This window comes from Micromonospora sp. C95 (genome assembly GCF_018070465.1).
GTDB lineage: Bacteria > Actinomycetota > Actinomycetes > Mycobacteriales > Micromonosporaceae > Micromonospora.
The window spans coordinates 21140-37489 of the sequence record NZ_JAGPXT010000044.1; the positions used below are offsets into that span (position 1 = coordinate 21140).

The following is a 16350-nucleotide window of genomic DNA, read 5'->3' on the forward strand; positions in this document are numbered from 1 at the left end:
CCGCTTACCCGCGTCGCCGTGCTTGTCACCTGCCGGCAGCCACGTGACCGGTTTTCATTCACGTCGTTCAACCCCGAGGATCGATACGATGCGTAGGCGTAGGCGGACTCTGGGTGGTGGGATGGACACGACATCGTATTCCCGGCGCAGCCTGCACCCCACCGGGCGGATTCTCACCGCGCAGATCGTGCGTCTGATGGACGGCTATCCCCGTGAGGTGCGGGTGGGGCAGCCGGTGCTGGTGGTGGTGCTCGCCGCGGCCGGCGTGGCAGGTCTGCTGGCCAGGCTGGTGCGAGCCCTGCTCTCCGCCGGCTCCGGCACGGGCCGGCGCAGCTTCAAGGAGCTGAAGAAGGGGCCCGAGTACCTGGTCACCCCGGTCCGCCTCCGCGACGGTGCCGGCCGGCTCTACGAGGTGGAGTTGCACGGGCACCTGCCGCAGAGTGCCCTGCATCCGGCCGATCACGTCCAGCTGACCCTGCGCGACCAGGGCGATCCCGACCTGGCACCGAAGATCGAACGGATCGTCAACCTCACCACCGGGCAGTTGCTCCGGCCGCGTACGGCCACCATGTGGTCGCACCTGGGGCCCCCGCTGCTGCTTCAGGCGGTGCTGGGGGTGCTGGTCCTCGCCACGGTGGCCGCCTGCGCGGCGGTGACCTGAGCGCGGCCGTCCGGCAACGCCGACGACGCACGTCAGCCGGCGCAGTCGGCGGCCCTGGGCCGGATCGGCGGGGCCTCAGCCGACCGGAGCAGGCTCCCGGGCCGGCTCGACGAGGCCGAGCATCCCCTGCCGCCGCGCCCACCGCTCGAAGACGACGGTGGCGAACGGCGGCACCGCACAGGCCAGCGCCACGACCGTGGCCAGCAGGCTCCACCGGTGCACCCGGGCCACGCCCAGCACCAGCACCCCGTACGCGACGAAGAGCGCGCCGTGGATCGGACCGAAGACCTGCACCCCCAGCTCGTTGCCGGGCGGGCCGTACTTGACCACCATCCCGGCCAGCAGTCCAGCCCAGGAGATCGCCTCGGCGATCGCCGCCACCACGAACAGTCGGGTCACCTTGTCACGCACGACGACCATGCTACGGACCAGGCCTGAGCAGGTGGCATGGACGTGCGACGTTTGGGGTACCAGCGGTGACAGGGTGGTGACCTATGGGCGAGGAAGTCGGCGTACAGACCTTCAGCCGTCAGGATCGGGCTCGCTACCGGGACAAGGTGCGCCGCTGTCTCGATGTCTTCGCCGAGATGCTGCGCGAGTCCCGGTTCGACGTCGACCGGCCGATGACCGGGCTGGAGATCGAGCTGAACCTGGTCGACGCCGAGTCGATGCCGGCGATGCGCAACGCCGACGTGTTGCGGGCGGTGGCCGACCCGAGCTTCCAGACCGAACTCGGGCAGTTCAACGTCGAGATCAATGTGGCACCACGGCGGCTGGCCGGCACCGGCACCGCCGAGTTCGAGGAGCACGTACGCGCCGCTCTGAACTCGGCTGACCAGCGGGCCCGCACGGTCGGCGCCCAGTTGGTGATGATCGGCATCCTGCCGACCGTGCTGCCGGAGCACCTGACCGCCGCCACCCTGTCGGCCAATCCCCGTTACGCGCTGCTCAACGAGCAGATCTTCGCGGCCCGGGGAGAGGATCTGCGGATCGCCATCAACGGGGTGGAACGGCTGGCGGTCACCGCCGACACGATCACGCCGGAGGCGGCCTGCACCAGCACCCAGTTCCACCTCCAGGTGGGCCCCGCCCAGTTCGCCGACTACTGGAACGCCGCCCAGGCCATCGCCGGCATCCAGGTGGCGCTCGGCGCGAACTCGCCGCTGTTCTTCGGCCGGGAACTGTGGCGTGAGACCCGCATCCCGCTGTTCCAGCAGGCCACGGACACCCGCCCCGAGGAGATCAAGACCCAGGGCGTACGCCCCCGGGTCTGGTTCGGCGAACGCTGGATCACCTCCGTGTTCGATCTGTTCGAGGAGAACGTGCGGTTCTTCCCGGCGCTGCTGCCGGTCTGCGAGCCGGAGGACCCGTCGGAGACGCTCGCCGCCGGGGATGTGCCGACCCTGGCCGAGTTGCGGCTGCACAACGGGACCATCTACCGGTGGAATCGGCCGGTCTACGACGTCGTACGGGGCCGCCCGCACCTGCGGGTGGAGAACCGGGTTCTGCCGGCCGGGCCGACCGTGCTGGACACCATCGCCAACGGGGCGTTCTACTTCGGACTCGTCCGCGCGATCGCCGAGGCCGACCGGCCGCTGTGGTCCCAGATGTCGTTCAGCGCCGCCGAGGAGAACTTCAACACCTGCGCCCGACACGGCATCGACGCCCACGTCTTCTGGCCCGGCCTGGGCTACCTGCCGGTCGCCGAGCTGGTGCTGCGCCGCCTGCTGCCGCTGGCCCACCACGGTCTGGACCGGTGGGGTGTCGACCCGGACGAGCGGGACCGGCTGCTCGGCATCATCGAGCAACGGTGCCTGACCGGCCGCAACGGCGCCACCTGGCAGGTGGCGACGCTGCACCGGCTGGAGTCGACCGACCAGCTGGACCGACCGGAAGCGCTGCGCCAGGTGGTCCGGCACTACGTGGAGCTGATGCACAGCAACCGGCCGGTCCACGAGTGGCCGATCCCCTGACCACCTCCCGACACAACGTGTGACGGGTCCGTCACAATCGCTACCGTGAGTGGGTTTCGTCCGCCGGGTGGAGAGGATCCCGCCGATGCCGCGGTCACCACGTCATGCCGTCCCACTCACCGTCGCCCTGCTCGTGGTCAGCCTGCCGCTGCCCGCCGCCGCGAGCCCCGGGCTCAGCCAGTCCGCCGTCGCACCGCGCGCCACCGCCGCCGCGCCGTCCACGTCCTCGTTCGCCGCCGCGTCCCACCGGCATGAAGCGGGTCGGACCACCGTCGACACCACTCCGGGCGAGGTGCGGACCACGTTGCGCGACAGGGCCACCGGGGCCCCCGTACGAGGGTGTGTGTCCCTGGTTCCCGTCGACCGCGACCGGCTCACCGTCGTGTATCAGGGCGAGGCGCAGGACGGCCGGCACGGTGGCTGCACCAGCGTCGACGGTGGCGACGTGCTCGCCGGCAACGTGCCACCCGGCCGCTACCACCTGCTCGCCGAGCCCTACGACAACACGCAGTACGGCATGCAGTGGGTCGGTCGACGCGGCGGCACGGGGCAGCGGGAGCGCGGCGTGACCATCAAGGTGCGTCCGGGCAAGACGGTTACCGCCCCGACGGTCAAGTTCGATCCGCCGGGCACCGTCACCGGTCGGGTCACCCGCGCGGCGGACGGCACCCCGGTCTACTTCGGATACGTCCTGCCCCTGCCGGTGGTCCCGCATCCCAAGTACAGCGACTACGGTGTCATCACCGATCACGACGGCCGGTACACGCTCACCGGTCTCGGACCGTACCGCTGGCCGTTGTACTACACCGGTCCCGGACTGGCCAGCCAGTGGTCCGGCAGGGTGGCCAACCGCAGGAAGGCCGACACCGTACGGGTCCGGTCCGGCACGACCGTCACCAGCGATCAGACACTCGTCGCGGGCACCGTGGTCAGCGGGACCATCACCGTCGACGAGATGCCGAACTACTCCCAGGTAATCGCCTTCCATGCGCGGACCGGCGACGTGACGGGGGTGGTCGACGTCGGCGCCGACTACACGCTGCGGCTGTTGCCGGGGCAGCGGGTGCTGCTGCGCTGCGACTGCGCCCACGTGCCCAGCCGCTGGTTCCCCAACGCCGCGCAGGTGTCCGAGGCACAGCCGGTGCGGATCCGGCACACCCCGGTCACCGCCGACTTCGACCTGACCGGTCCCGCCACGGTCCCGACCCCCTGACGGTCGTCCGGGCCCGGCCAGCGAACCGCCCGTCGGCGCGGCCGGAACCGGGCCACACCCGAACCCCCGGAACCGGCCACCAGGACGACCGTCACGGTCACCTGGTGGCCGGTTACACGCCCCAGGGGCCCGGCTCAGCTCAGCGCGTCGAGGGTGAGCTCGGCGGTCCGGGCGAGCAGGGCGTCGTCGCGCTCGGCGTCGGGCTCGGTCCGGTCGGAGAGCACGGCCAGCACGATCGGTGCCCGGTCCGGCGGCCAGATGACCGCGATGTCGTTGCGGGTGCCGTGGTCGGCCGAGCCGGTCTTGTCACCCACCGCCCAGCCCTCGGGCACGCCGGCCCGGATCGTCTTGTCACCGGTGGTGTTGCGCTTGAGCCAGTCCACGAGCAGAGCCCGGTCGGTCGGTGATAGGGCGTCGTCGACCGCGTACGCCCGCAGGGTGGTGGCCAGAGCGCGAGGCGTACTGGTGTCACGGCGCTCGCCCGGGACGTACGCGTTGAGTTCGGTCTCCCACCGCACCGGCTCGGTGACCTCGTCGCCGACCTCACGCAGCGCCTGCTTGAGGCCGGAGGGGCCGCCGAGTTGCCTGAGCAGCAGGTTTCCGGCGGTGTTGTCGCTGTAGCGCACCGCCGCGTCGGCGATCGCGCGCAGCGACAGGCCGGTGTCGACGTGCCGTTCGGTGATCGGCGAGTAGGTGACCAGGTCGTCGCGGGAGTAGCGGACGACCCGGTCCAACTCCTCGTCCGAGGTCGCGGCGAGCACCGCGCCGGCGGCGAGGGCCTTGAAGGTCGAGGCGTGCGCGAAGCGCTCGTCGGCCCGGTGCGCGACGGTGCTTTCGCTGCCGGTGTCGGTCGCGTACACGCCCAGCCGGGCGTCGAACTCCCGTTCCAGTGGCGCGAAGTCGACGGTGACCGGCGCGGCGGACGCCGCCGGTTCGGACACCGTCGGCGTTGGTGTCGGCGTGGACGGGCTGCCGGGAGAGCAGCCGGCGAGCAGGCCGAGTGTCAGCGCGAGCGCGACCGCGCGGGTACGGCGGTTGGTACTGGTCACAGCTGGGTCCTTCCCTCGATCAACCGGTCCACCGGACGTCGTCCGGGCAACCGGCACCCAGATTCGCAGCGCCGTCCCATGCTGTCGAAGACACCGACGACGGTACCGATGCCGAATCGGCATAGACTGCCGGCGTGGATCTGGTCGCGGCCTGCCGGGCCTTCGTGTCGGTCGGCACCCACGGCAGCTTCACCGTCGGTGCCTCCGTGGCCCGGATCCCGCAGTCGGTGGCGAGCCGACGGGTGGCGGCACTGGAGCGGCACCTCGGCGGGCAGCTGTTCGACCGCACCTCGCGCAGCGTCACGCTCACCACGTTCGGGCGGGACATGCTCGCCTCGGCCCGGCGGATCGTGGAGTTGGCGGAGGCGATGGAGCACGACGCCGAACGGGCCCGACTGCGCCCGTTCCGGCTGGCCGTGCCGGCGGTCTGCGCGCCACGGTCGTTGGCCCGGCTGGTGGTCGAGGCACGTCGACACGACCTGAATCTGGAACTGCGCCGGGGCGAGCCGGCGGAACGGGCCCGACTGCGGCAGAGCCACGAGGTGCGCGCCGCGCTGATCTGCGTACCGCCGGACGAGGCCGCGTGGCGGGTGCCGCTCGGCCTCGCGGGCGGCACCGACCCGGGTGTCGAGGTGGTACGGCTGGAGACGCTGCGTACCCCACGGGCGAACCGCCGGACCCGTCGACGCCGGGTCTGGATCTCACCTGAGGACGACGTGCCGCACGTCCGTGACCCGCTGACCCGGCTGCGCGACGCCGTCGGGTTGCAGCCGACCCAGGTGGCGGTCGCGGCGTCCGTGGTCGACGCCGCCGCCGAGGCGCTCGCCGGCACCGACCTGGTGCTCTGTTCCCCCGCCGAGGCGCGCGAGCTCGGACTGCACTGGCGGCCGATTGGCGAGCTGCGACCGGTCCGCGGCTACCAGGCGACGGCCGGTGTCCGGGAGGACGCCGAGCGGCTGCGTGGCGCGTTGGGTCCAGCCGTGGCGCGGTGCCTGGGCGTACCGGAGGCGGGGTGACCGTCGGCCGACTGCTCCGCACCGCCCGGGAGACGCTGCGCGACGCCGGGTTGCGCGGCTGTCTCCTGGTCCGCGACCTCGACTCCGGCGACGAGTTGGGCCTGGACGACGACGTGGTGCTGCCCGTCGCGTCGCTGGTGAAGGTGCCGTTGGCGGTGGCCACCGTGGACCGGATCCAACGCGGCGAACTCGACGGCGCCACCCCGGTCACGGTGGCCCCCGGCCGGGTCCGCACGCCCGGTCCGACCGGGTTGAGCCGGTTCCGGCACCCGGCCACCGTGGCGATCGACGACCTGCTCTACCTCAGCGTGGCGATCAGTGACGAGGGGGCCTCGGACGCGCTGTTCGCGCTGACCCCGCCCACCGTGGTCGCCGACACGCTGCGCCGTTTCGGCGTCGACGGGATCAGCGTCCGGCACCACACCCGGGACCTCACCGACACGCCGGCCGAGCGGCTCGCGCCGGAGGTGCACCTCGCGCACTCGCTCGCCGCGTCCGCTACCACCGCCGGTCAGGGCCATCCGGTCGCCCAGCTGGACGTGGGCCGGGCCAACTCCGGCTCGGCCCGGGCCTTCGTCGAGTTGCTGCACGCGCTGTGGCGCCCGTCGCGGATCCCGACCGCGGTGGCCGCCCGGGTGCGCGAGCTGATGGGAGACAACCTGCTACGACAACGGCTGGCCCCGGACTTCAGCTCCGACAGCTCCCGGTGGTCGTCGAAAACCGGCACGCTGCTCAACCTGCGGCACGAGGTCGGCGTGGTGGAACACGCCGACGGGCAGGCGTACGCGGTGGCCGCGCTGAGCGAGTCGACGGTGCCGGCGGCCGTGCAGCCGCAGGCCGAGGCGGCGCTGGCGCAGGTGGCGCGGGAGCTGCACGACGCGCTGCGCGCCGCCCGACGCTGACCCCCGTTGACAGGTCGCGACCACCCGGCGGCGCCGCTCCGCTCGCCCGCCGGGAGCCCTCACGGGGCACGCGATGTAAAACTTTCTAGACATGATGTCAAAGACGCCTTACTCTCGTGATGTCAAGGATTCTTTACATCGAGGAGTCGTCATGACCCACCAGGAGAAGCGGGCCTGGATCATGCTGGTGGTCAGCGTGGTCGGCTACGCCGTCTACGTGGCCGTGGTCCTGAGCCGGGTCGGCGACGGGCGACTGACCGCGACGCCGTACGCCGGCGTTCTGCTCTGGACGATCGGCGGCGCCATCGCCGCCAGCATGCTCCTCGAGATCGCGCTCGGCGTGGTGAACCCGCGTGCCTCGCGGGTCAGCGACGTGCGCGACCGGGAGATCGGGCGGTTGGGCGACCACGTCGGGCAGGCGTTCGTGGTGATCGGGGCGGTGTCGGCGATGCTCATGGCGCTGGCGCAGTGGCACTGGTTCTGGATCGGCAACGTGATCTACCTCTGCTTCGTGCTGTCGGCGGTGGTCGGCTCGCTGGCGAAGGTGATCGTCTACCGCACCGGTGTGCCGCAGTGGTGAAACCGACCCGCGTCACCAACACCATCCGGGCGCTGCGTTTCGCCCGCGACGAGATGACCCAGGCCGAGCTGGCCGAACGGCTCGGCGTGACCCGGCAGACCGTCATCGCCATCGAGCAGGGCCGCTACTCCCCCTCGCTGGAGATGGCCTTCCGCATCGCCAACGTGTTCGGCGTCCGACTCGACGACGTGTTCCAGTACCCCGAGGAGGCACCGTGAAAGCCATCGTGCACGACCGCTACGGCCCGCCGTCCGCGCTCCGGCTCCGCGACGTCGACCGTCCCCACGTCGGCGATCGGGAGGTGCTGGTGCGGGTCCACGCCGCCGGTGTCGACCCGGGAGTGTTGATCTTCCTTGCCGGCCGCCCCTACCTGGTCCGACTCGCCGCCGGGCTGCGCCGCCCCCGGGTGCCGGTACTCGGCCGGGACGTGGCCGGTGTGGTGACCGAGGTCGGCGCCCGGGTGACCCGCTTCCGGCCCGGCGACGAGGTGTACGGCACTTCGCTGCGCGGGTCGTACGCCGAGTTCACGGTCAGCCACGAGCGGCGGCTGGCCGGCAAGCCGACGAACCTGACCTTCGCGCAGGCCGCCGCCGTGCCCGTCTCCGGGATGACCGCACTGCGCGCGGTCCGCGACACCGGCCAGGTGCGACCGGGTCACCGGGTGCTGGTCATCGGCGCCTCCGGTGGCGTCGGATCCCAGGCCGTGCAGATCGCCAAGGCGTACGGGGCGACGGTGACCGGCGTCTGCGCCCCCATGAAGACCGACTTCGTCCGCTCCCTCGGCGCGGACGACGTGCTCGACTACACCCGCGAGGAGATCGACCGCGACGGCCCGGTGTACGACGTGGTCATCGACACCGGCGGCAACCGTCCACTGTCGCTGCTGCGCCGCGCGCTCACCCCTCGCGGGACGCTGGCCCTGGTCGGTGGCGACTGGACCCGGGGTGCGCTGCTCGGCGGCTACGGCCGGCAGATGTTCGGGGCGCCGCTGCTGTCGTCGGTCGTCGGCCACCGGCTGCGCGCCGTCAGCGCCCGCGAGCGTATCGAGGACCTCGACGAGTTGCGCGACCTCGCCGAGTCCGGCGCGCTCACCCCGCAGGTCGACCGCAGCTTCCCGCTCGCCGAGACGGCGGACGCGCTGCGCCACTTCACCGACCGGCACCCGGCCGGCAAGGTGGTGGTCACCGTTTCCGACCCGGCCACATAGCCGGTGACAGTCGCCGGGCCGGAGCGCTATCGGAACAGCGTGGCGCGCCCGGCCCGGCTGCCCACCAGGCGATTCCGAATGTCCAGGTCGGTGACCACGTCCGTGGCACTCAGCCCGTGGGCGGTCAGGTCGACGGTGCGCCCGACCCACCACAGGACGGGTCGTCGGACACCGGCGGCGGTGTCGGCGCCGCCGAGGACCACCCCCAGGTCGTTCACCGCGGTCGCCCGACTCGTCGCGCCGCCCAGCGTGCCCAGGTCGGTCAGCACCCCGGCGCGCCAGCGGAAGGCCCGGCCGCCGTCGACGCCGACCACGTGGCCGAGGTTGTTGATCGCCGTCGCCTGGTCACCGATTCGGGTGACGGCACCGTCCCGCAGCCGGCCTCCCACGCAGGTGCACGGGTAGTCGTACGGCGGGACGTTGAAGGTGCCCACCACGTCGCCCCGGTTGTTGAACCCGGTGGTCAGCTCGTAGAAGTCCTGCCGGCCCAGGTCGGTGAGCACACCGTCCTGCCACACGACACGGTGCGGGATGTCGGTTGCCGGGTTGCTCAGGCCGAGCACCTGCCCCCGGTCGTTGACGGCGACCGCCTCGCTGTAGTCGCCGCCGAGGGTGCCCAGGTCGATCATCTGACCGTTTCGCCACAGCACGGCCCGGGTGATCAGCTCAGGGCCGGTCGAGGTGCCGACCACCTCGCCGCGCTCGTTGACGTCGACAGCGGTGGACTCCACGTGCCCCGGCAATACGCCGAGGTCGGTCATCACTCCGTTCCGCCAGACGAACGCGTGCCGGGCGCCGTCAGCCGTCAGGCTCCAGCCGACGACCGTGCCCCGGTCGTTCGTCGCGGTGGCGGCGCTGGCGGCACCGCCCAGGGTGCCCAGGTCGACGGCGCGGTAGGCCAGGGCGGCCGAGGCCGCGGTGGCGGGCAGGACGATCAGCGCGGACACGACGAGCAGGGACGCGGTCGCGGCGGCGGCCAGGCGGGTGGGATACCTCAACGGGTCCTCCTCGGGAAACGATGACGGATCGACGCCCGCAGCCGGTGGGCGGTGCGCGACCGGTCGACCACGCACAGTAGAGCGAACTATCGGGAAGGTCACCTCGGTCGATCAGTCACCGATCGATGGCCGGGTGCCGCCCGCGACCGGGCAAGTGGCGGAAAAGTGGGTGCAGAAGCGGGCCGGCTCGTCAGAACGTGTAGCGGACCGCCCACAAACCCCACAGCGCAACGAGGCCGAGCGCGACCATGCCCAGCCCGAACGGCCACCACCGACCGCGTGGGCGCACGGCGGCGAGGACGACCGTGGCCAGCAGCAGCGCCGCGACGACGGCTGTCCATCCGGTCGCGGTGGACACTCGGTCGGCCGACCGGCAGCCGGCCGGGGCAGGCAGCACCGCCGGGCACACGTCGTAGCGGGGCACGGCCAACCACCAGTAACCCGTCCAGGCGGTCGCCGCGACGCCGGTGGCCGCGGCGATCCCGAGCCAGCGGCCAATCCGCGCGGGCCGGCCCCGACTCGCGGTGCCCGTCACGCCAGTCAGTGTATTGACGGTCTCCCGGTACGTCGTGCCCGGTCGCTCGCGGACGTGTCGAGGACTGTCAGTCGACGCCGAACTCCATCGCGGCGCGGTCGAGCGCCTCGTCCTCCGCCGACGGGACACCCCGGGAGGCGATCGCCTCCGCGCCGCCCTCCGGCATCGCGCCGATCAGCCCGGTCGAGGCCGCCTGGGCCGCACCGACCACCCGCTGCGGAGCGCCGCCGACCATGCCCAGGTGCGCGTACTGCTCCAGCTTGGCCCGGGAGTCGGCGATGTCGAGGTTGCGCATGGTGAGCTGGCCGATGCGGTCGGCCGGGCCGAAGGCGGAGTCCGTCGTACGCTCCATCGACAGCTTGTCCGGGTGGTAGCTGAAGGCCGGGCCGGTGGTGTCCAGGATCGAGTAGTCCTCACCCCGGCGCAGCCGCAGCGTCACCTCGCCGGTGACGGCCGTGCCGACCCAGCGTTGCAGTGACTCCCGCAGCATCAGCGCCTGCGGGTCCAGCCACCGGCCCTCGTACATCAGCCGACCCAGCCGACGGCCCTCGTTGTGGTAGTTGGCCAGGGTGTCCTCGTTGTGGATGGCGTTGACCAGCCGCTCGTACGCGGCGTGCAGCAGCGCCATGCCGGGCGCCTCGTAGATCCCCCGGCTCTTGGCCTCGATGATCCGGTTCTCGATCTGGTCGGACATGCCCAGCCCGTGCCGCCCGCCGATGGCGTTGGCCTCCAGCACCAGGTCCACCGCGCTGCCGAACTCCTTGCCGTTGATGGTCACCGGCCGGCCCTGGTCGAAGCCGATCGTCACGTCCTCGGTGGGGATCTCCACCGACGGATCCCAGAACCGGACACCCATGATCGGGTTGACCGTCTCGATGCCGGTGTCGAGGTGTTCCAGGGTCTTCGCCTCGTGCGTGGCACCCCAGATGTTGGCGTCGGTGGAGTACGCCTTCTCGGTGCTGTCCCGGTACGGCAGGTCCCGGGCCAGCAGCCACTCCGACATCTCCTTGCGGCCACCCAGATCGCTGACGAAGTCGGTGTCCAGCCACGGCTTGTAGATGCGCAACTGCGGGTTGGCCAGCAGGCCGTAGCGGTAGAACCGCTCGATGTCGTTGCCCTTGAAGGTCGAGCCGTCGCCCCAGATCTGCACGTCGTCGGAGATCATCGCCCGCACCAGCAGCGTGCCGGTGACCGCGCGCCCCAACGGCGTGGTGTTGAAGTAGGCCCGCCCGCCCGAGCGGATGTGGAAGGCACCGCAGGTCAGCGCGGCCAGGCCCTCTTCCACCAGAGCCGCGCGGCAATCGACGAGCCGGGCCACCTCGGCGCCGTAGCTGAGTGCCCGGTCGGGCACCGAGGCGATGTCGGGCTCGTCGTACTGGCCGATGTCGGCGGTGTAGGCGCACGGGATGGCGCCCTTGTCGCGCATCCACGCGACCGCGACCGAGGTGTCGAGGCCGCCGGAGAAGGCGATGCCGACACGTTCACCACTGGGCAGGGAGGTCAGAACCTTGGACACAAGGAAAAGTATGCACTATGACGTATGGTCATGCAAACGGGTTGGTCGGTGTTTCCGGCCGGCCTGTCACAGAACCTCGCTGGCCGGTGTCTGGATGGGCAGGACCGACGGACGAGGAGGAGAACATGGCCCGCATTCCCACAACGGAACTCACCGGCGTACACGGCGCCCTGCTCAAGCGGATCATCAGGAAGAAGTTCGGCACCGTACCCGACGCGCTCGGAGTCATGTGGCACAACCGGCGGGTGCTGCGCACCAGCATGGGTATGGGACGGGCGGCCGCCCGGTGGAACGCCTGCGACCAGGATCTCAAGTCATACGCCCACATGGCAGCCGTCTCCCTGATCGGCTGCTCCTTCTGCCTCGACCTGGGCTACTTCCAGGCGCACAACGAAGGGCTCGACCTGACCAAGGCCCGCGAGGTGCCGCGGTGGCGCGAATCGGAGGTCTTCACGTCGTTGGAACGCGATGTCCTGGCCTACGCCGAGGCGGTGTCGCAGACCCCACCCACGGTCACCGACGACCTTTCCGCCCGACTGCTCGACCAACTCGGGGCCCCGGCGCTTGTCGAACTCACCGCGTTCGTCGCCGCCGCGAACCTGGCCGCGCGGATGAACGTCGCGCTCGGCATCGAGGCGCAGGGCATGGCGGCGGCATGCGGCCTACCGCCCCTGGCCCAGCCGAGCCACGTAACCTCGCGGGCATGACCGGCGACCCGTTCGTCGCGCACCGCAGCCTGCTCTTCACCGTCGCGTACGAGATGCTCGGCTCCGCCGCCGACGCCGAGGATGTCGTACAGGAGACCTGGCTGCGGTGGGCGGACCTCGACACCAAGGTCCGGGCCGAGATCCGCCACCCGCGCACCTATCTGGTGCGGATCGTCACCCGCCAGGCCCTCAACCGGCTACGTACGCTGGCCCGGCGACGCGAGGAATACATCGGGGAGTGGCTCCCCGAACCGCTGTTGACCAGCCCCGACGTGGCCGAGGACGTGGAACTCGCCGAGAGCGTGTCGTTCGCCATGCTCACCGTGCTGGAGACGCTGGGCCACACCGAACGGGTCGTGTTCGTGCTACGCGAGGTGTTCGACACTCCGTACGACGAGATCGCCGCGGCCGTCGGCAGAACGCCGGCAGCGGTCCGCCAGATTGCCCACCGCGCTCGGGAACACGTGGCGGCGCGGCGCCCACGGGTACGGGTCAGTCGAGCCGAGCAGGAGGCCGTCGTGGACCGCTTCCTGGCCGCAGTGCGCGGCGGTGACCTGCGGGAACTGCTTGAGGTGCTGGCGCCCGACGTGATCGTGGTATCCGACAGCGGCGGCCTCGCACCGGCGGCCCGCCGCCCCGTCGAGAGCGCCCGGCGGGTGGCGCCGCTACTGGCCAAGCTGGCCGAGATGGGCCTCGACTACCAGGCGACGCCGATGTGGGTGAACGGCGCCGTCGCGGTCCGGTTCGACCTCGACGGCAGACTGTTCGGGGTCATCAACCTGGTCATCGTCGACGGCCGGATCAGCCGGCTCTACTCGGTGCTCAACCCGCACAAGCTCGTCCACCTCGACCGGCGGACTCACCTCACCCGCTGAGTGCGCGTCCCGTCCCCGAATCCGGCGTACCGGATCGACGCCCGACTGCCGAGCCGGTGCTGGCGGGCGGACGGGTCGCGCGGCCGGACGGGCGGTTCCGGCGAAGTGAATATCAGTGGCCGACGCCCACGATCGAGCTGCAGGGTGCTGACATGGATGTCGACCCGTTGCTGGCTCAGGCCCGGCAGGTGTGGACCGGGCTGGCCGGCTCGCCGATGAGCTTTCCCGCCCGGCATGTCTCGGTGACGGCCTCGGCGAACTCGTCGATCTGTCCACCAGGCTGGGTCGGCATGGTCGCCCTGGGCGACGCCGCGATCTGTACGGTACCGACGGATGACCTGGTGGGCATGGTGACGCGCGCCTGCCACGCCCTCCCGGTCGATGCGCTGACCGATCCCGACCGACTGTCCGCCGTACTACCTGTCGCAGCGGCGCTGGGTCCGGCCACCCTGGCCTACTGCGACGACCACAGCTACCGACCGCACCGGCGGGAGGCGACGGAACAGCTACCCGTCGACCACCCTGATCTTGTCGACTTCCTGGCGTCGGCCCCGGCCGAGGACGTGGCGGAGTGCGGGCTGGTCGAGATCACCTCTGCCGCGTACGTCCTCCGGGTCGGAACGGCCATCGTCGCGGCGGCCGGCTACCGGCACTGGCCGGGACGCATGGCCCACCTGAGCGTGCTGACCGCCCCGAGCCGGCGTGGACGCGGCTTCGCCCGCACCGTCGCCGCTGCGGCAACGGCGGACGGCCTGGCCCAGGGGTTGTTGCCCCAGTGGCGGGCTCGACCGGCAGCCTCCCGTCGGGTGGCGCGGGCGCTCGGTTTCCGCGAACTCGGCGCTCAGCTCAGCGTCCGCGTCGGCGACGGAACCAGGCGACTCGCGCCGGGCAAACTCCACCGCCGCCTCGGGACTTCCGCCCCTTAGCAACCGACAGCCACCGCCCTAGCGTCGACGCGAGGGGCGCGACGCCGGGAAGGACCGACCATGGACCAGGTCAGCGACCGACGGCTCCACCGGTTCAAGCGGTGGATGTACCGCAGCGGCAGACCCAACTGGTTGGCACGGTCGATGAACCGCGTCTCGGCGTGGCAGTTCTCGGTGGGCTTCCTCGCCCCCGGCAACTGGGTCACCCTGGAGGTGGCGGGTCGGCGTAGCGGTCGGATGGTGTCGTTCCCCGTGGTCGCCGTCGACCACGACGGCCGGCGGTACCTGGTGTCGATGCTCGGCGAGCGGGCGAACTGGGTACGGAACGTACGGGCCGCCGCCGGACGGGCGGTGCTGCGACACGGCCGCCGCCGACCGGTGCTGCTGGTGGAGGAGCCGGTCGAGCGGCGGGCACCGATCCTGCGCCACTACCTGGAGAAGGCCCCGGGCGCGAGACCGCACCTACCGGTGCACCGGGGGGCGCCGCTCGCGGAGTTCGCGCGAATCGCCGCCGAATACCCGGTGTTCCGGATACTGCCCCGAGCGGAAAACTGACCAGGCTCGGTGAGCATTCTGGGCATCGCGGCAGCCCGACCGGAACTTGTTCGAGAAACTTCGAGCCGCAAGGGGTTCCGGGGCTGACAGGACATCGACCGCAACCGTATGCTGCGATGGCGAGGCCGAAAGAACGTCGCGTTTCCCGGCAGGGGGCTGCGTCGGTAGATGCGTGCGCACAGGAAAGGAGGCATGGCCCGCGCCGGTCAATAATCGGCACATCGCGTGAACGGGGGAATTTGTGAATAGGTTCCGACAGCTCGTGGCCGTGCTCGGCCTCGCGACGGTCATGTTCGTCGCTGCACCTCCGGTCGCGGCCCAAGCCGCTGCCTGGGACTTTCCAAGCAGACAGCCGCGCGTCGGGGACGGCGCGAACGGCACCGGCGCCCGGTGCGTCTGGGCCGGCCGAGACAACGACTGGTACCTCGGCTCGGACGTCTGTCCCTGGGCAGACAGCTAGCCCGCTCACTTGGCTCGAAACACGACGAGCGGCATTGATTATCTGCATGAGACCGGTTTCGAGAGCGTCGGCAGCGAACCCATCATGAGTCTGGGACGCTACTCGGCGAGTCTTTCCCGGTACTACTTCCACGACAGGCGAGACCACTTCAAGCGACCATCGCCGAGAACGTCACAGTAATCGGCGACGGTCACGGCTCTCGGCTGCGCCCTGCCCAGCGAGCGGGCATTAAGACCGCAACAGATGGTGCTGATTATTGTGTGAGCCCATCGATTGCGGGTCATTTTCGGCAAGCCTCTGGTCACACCGGCAAGGGGCACAATCCATGGGAATCAAATGAGTAGAACAAGAATTGGTCGTCGCTTGCTTGTCGTCGCGGTGGCGGTCGGGATCGCTGGCGGGTCGACTCTCGTCGCGCCGGCCGCCCACGCCGCCCCGACGAGGGCAGGCATCGTCACCATCGCGAAGCGCGAACTGAACAACTCCAGCCGCAACCACGAGATCGGGAACAACTGCAGCTACTACGGCGGCGTGATGTTCGGCTGGCCGTCCTGCGGAGGCCGGGCCGGTTGGGGCGGTGGCGGTAACTGGTACGCCTGGTGTGCCGCGTTCGCGAAGTACGTGTGGCGGGAGGCCGGCGTCACCTCCGGCATGTCGCAGATCGACGGCTTCGCCCGGTCCTTCAAGACCTACGGGCAGAACCAGGGCACCTGGCATACCCGCAGCAGCAGCTACGTCCCGAAGCCCGGTGACGCGGTCACCTTCGACTGGGGCAACAACGGCGACATCAACCACGTGGGCATCGTGACGTCGTTGTCGGGGACCACCCTCCGCACGATCGAGGGCAACACCAGCGACAGGGTCGCCAGGCACACCTACTACAACTACAAGAACAATTCCGATATCGAGGGTTTCACCACGGCCGTCGGGGTCACCCAGGAAACCCCTCCCGTTGAGCCCGAGCCCGAACCCGAACCCTGGATCGCCGACGTGACGGGTGATGGCTACCACGACCTGGTGGGGCGGACCAACGACGGGACGCTGATGCTGTACTCGAACAACTTCGTCCGCGACGACGGCATCCCGTACAGCCAGCCCCCTCGGCAGATCGGCAGCGGCTGGAACAACCTCGACACCATCATCGGCGCCGACGTCACCGGAGACGGCTTCACCGACC

Annotated in this window: 18 protein-coding genes; 13 read left to right on the forward strand and 5 right to left on the reverse strand. The window is 70.8% G+C overall.

The features are described 5' to 3' along the window. Positions 1-121 precede the first annotated feature (121 nt). Positions 122-661 carry a hypothetical protein gene (locus tag KBX00_RS28025; RefSeq protein ID WP_210831057.1) on the forward strand — a complete coding sequence of 180 codons (540 nt, stop codon included), beginning with the start codon at positions 122-124 and terminating at the stop codon, positions 659-661. 75 nt (positions 662-736) lie between these two features. Here the strand turns inward: KBX00_RS28025 and KBX00_RS28030 are convergent, their stop codons facing one another. Continuing rightward, positions 737-1081: a DUF3817 domain-containing protein gene (locus tag KBX00_RS28030; RefSeq protein ID WP_210831058.1), complete on the reverse strand. Its 345-nt coding sequence runs from the start codon at positions 1079-1081 to the stop codon at positions 737-739. Positions 1082-1155: 74 nt separating this feature from the next. Here KBX00_RS28030 and KBX00_RS28035 point away from each other — a divergent pair, with 74 nt between their 5' ends. Both KBX00_RS28035 and KBX00_RS28040 read left to right on the forward strand, forming a co-directional pair. Beyond that, positions 1156-2634: a glutamate--cysteine ligase gene (locus KBX00_RS28035; RefSeq protein WP_210831059.1), complete on the forward strand. Its 1479-nt coding sequence runs from the start codon at positions 1156-1158 to the stop codon at positions 2632-2634. An 85-nt stretch (positions 2635-2719) separates the two neighbouring features. Continuing rightward, positions 2720-3847 (forward strand): hypothetical protein, encoded by a 1128-nt coding sequence (locus KBX00_RS28040; RefSeq protein WP_210831060.1) that lies wholly within the window; start codon positions 2720-2722, stop codon positions 3845-3847. A 134-nt stretch (positions 3848-3981) separates the two neighbouring features. On the opposite strand, the gene bla is transcribed toward KBX00_RS28040, so the two are convergent. After that, entirely contained in the window at positions 3982-4896 is a 915-nt protein-coding gene (gene bla / locus KBX00_RS28045; protein WP_307869099.1) for a class A beta-lactamase, read from the reverse strand. 134 nt (positions 4897-5030) lie between these two features. On the opposite strand from bla, the gene KBX00_RS28050 reads away from it, so the two are divergent. The 5 genes from KBX00_RS28050 to KBX00_RS28070 all read left to right on the forward strand — a co-directional run bounded on the left by KBX00_RS28050 (position 5031) and on the right by KBX00_RS28070 (position 8601). Further along, entirely contained in the window at positions 5031-5912 is an 882-nt protein-coding gene (locus KBX00_RS28050; RefSeq protein ID WP_210831062.1) for a LysR family transcriptional regulator, read from the forward strand. After that, positions 5909-6814, forward strand: a complete 906-nt coding sequence (locus tag KBX00_RS28055; protein WP_210831063.1) for a serine hydrolase — start codon at positions 5909-5911, stop codon at positions 6812-6814. The genes KBX00_RS28050 and KBX00_RS28055 overlap by 4 nt, the downstream gene beginning before the upstream one ends. Before the next feature lie 151 nt (positions 6815-6965). Then, positions 6966-7394 carry a hypothetical protein gene (locus tag KBX00_RS28060; protein WP_210831064.1) on the forward strand — a complete coding sequence of 143 codons (429 nt, stop codon included), beginning with the start codon at positions 6966-6968 and terminating at the stop codon, positions 7392-7394. Between the two features lie 23 nt (positions 7395-7417). Further along, positions 7418-7612, forward strand: a complete 195-nt coding sequence (locus tag KBX00_RS28065) for a helix-turn-helix transcriptional regulator (RefSeq protein ID WP_275415486.1) — start codon at positions 7418-7420, stop codon at positions 7610-7612. Then, positions 7609-8601 (forward strand): NAD(P)-dependent alcohol dehydrogenase, encoded by a 993-nt coding sequence (locus tag KBX00_RS28070; protein ID WP_210831066.1) that lies wholly within the window; start codon positions 7609-7611, stop codon positions 8599-8601. The genes KBX00_RS28065 and KBX00_RS28070 overlap by 4 nt, the downstream gene beginning before the upstream one ends. A 26-nt stretch (positions 8602-8627) precedes the next feature. Here the strand turns inward: KBX00_RS28070 and KBX00_RS28075 are convergent, their stop codons facing one another. The 3 genes from KBX00_RS28075 to argG form a co-directional block, all read right to left on the reverse strand. Further along, positions 8628-9599, reverse strand: a complete 972-nt coding sequence (locus KBX00_RS28075) for a hypothetical protein (protein ID WP_210831067.1) — start codon at positions 9597-9599, stop codon at positions 8628-8630. Positions 9600-9789: 190 nt separating this feature from the next. Further along, positions 9790-10134, reverse strand: coding sequence for a hypothetical protein (locus tag KBX00_RS28080; RefSeq protein WP_210831068.1), 345 nt, complete (start codon positions 10132-10134; stop codon positions 9790-9792). Positions 10135-10201: 67 nt separating this feature from the next. Continuing rightward, on the reverse strand, positions 10202-11650 hold the full coding sequence (gene argG, locus KBX00_RS28085; RefSeq protein ID WP_164447268.1) for an argininosuccinate synthase: 1449 nt from the start codon (positions 11648-11650) through the stop codon (positions 10202-10204). Between the two features lie 125 nt (positions 11651-11775). Between argG and KBX00_RS28090 the strand changes: the two genes are divergently transcribed. From KBX00_RS28090 to KBX00_RS28110, 5 genes are all read left to right on the forward strand, one after another. Further along, entirely contained in the window at positions 11776-12357 is a 582-nt protein-coding gene (locus tag KBX00_RS28090; RefSeq protein ID WP_210831069.1) for a carboxymuconolactone decarboxylase family protein, read from the forward strand. Beyond that, positions 12354-13232 (forward strand): RNA polymerase sigma-70 factor, encoded by an 879-nt coding sequence (locus tag KBX00_RS28095; RefSeq protein WP_210831070.1) that lies wholly within the window; start codon positions 12354-12356, stop codon positions 13230-13232. Before KBX00_RS28090 ends, KBX00_RS28095 begins: the two co-directional genes overlap by 4 nt. A 152-nt stretch (positions 13233-13384) precedes the next feature. Beyond that, positions 13385-14158, forward strand: coding sequence for a GNAT family N-acetyltransferase (locus KBX00_RS28100; protein WP_210831071.1), 774 nt, complete (start codon positions 13385-13387; stop codon positions 14156-14158). A 60-nt stretch (positions 14159-14218) separates the two neighbouring features. Then, positions 14219-14713: a nitroreductase/quinone reductase family protein gene (locus tag KBX00_RS28105; RefSeq protein ID WP_301548759.1), complete on the forward strand. Its 495-nt coding sequence runs from the start codon at positions 14219-14221 to the stop codon at positions 14711-14713. A 796-nt stretch (positions 14714-15509) separates the two neighbouring features. Next, a partial coding sequence (locus tag KBX00_RS28110; protein ID WP_210831072.1) for a CHAP domain-containing protein occupies positions 15510-16350 on the forward strand: 841 nt, incomplete at its 3' end.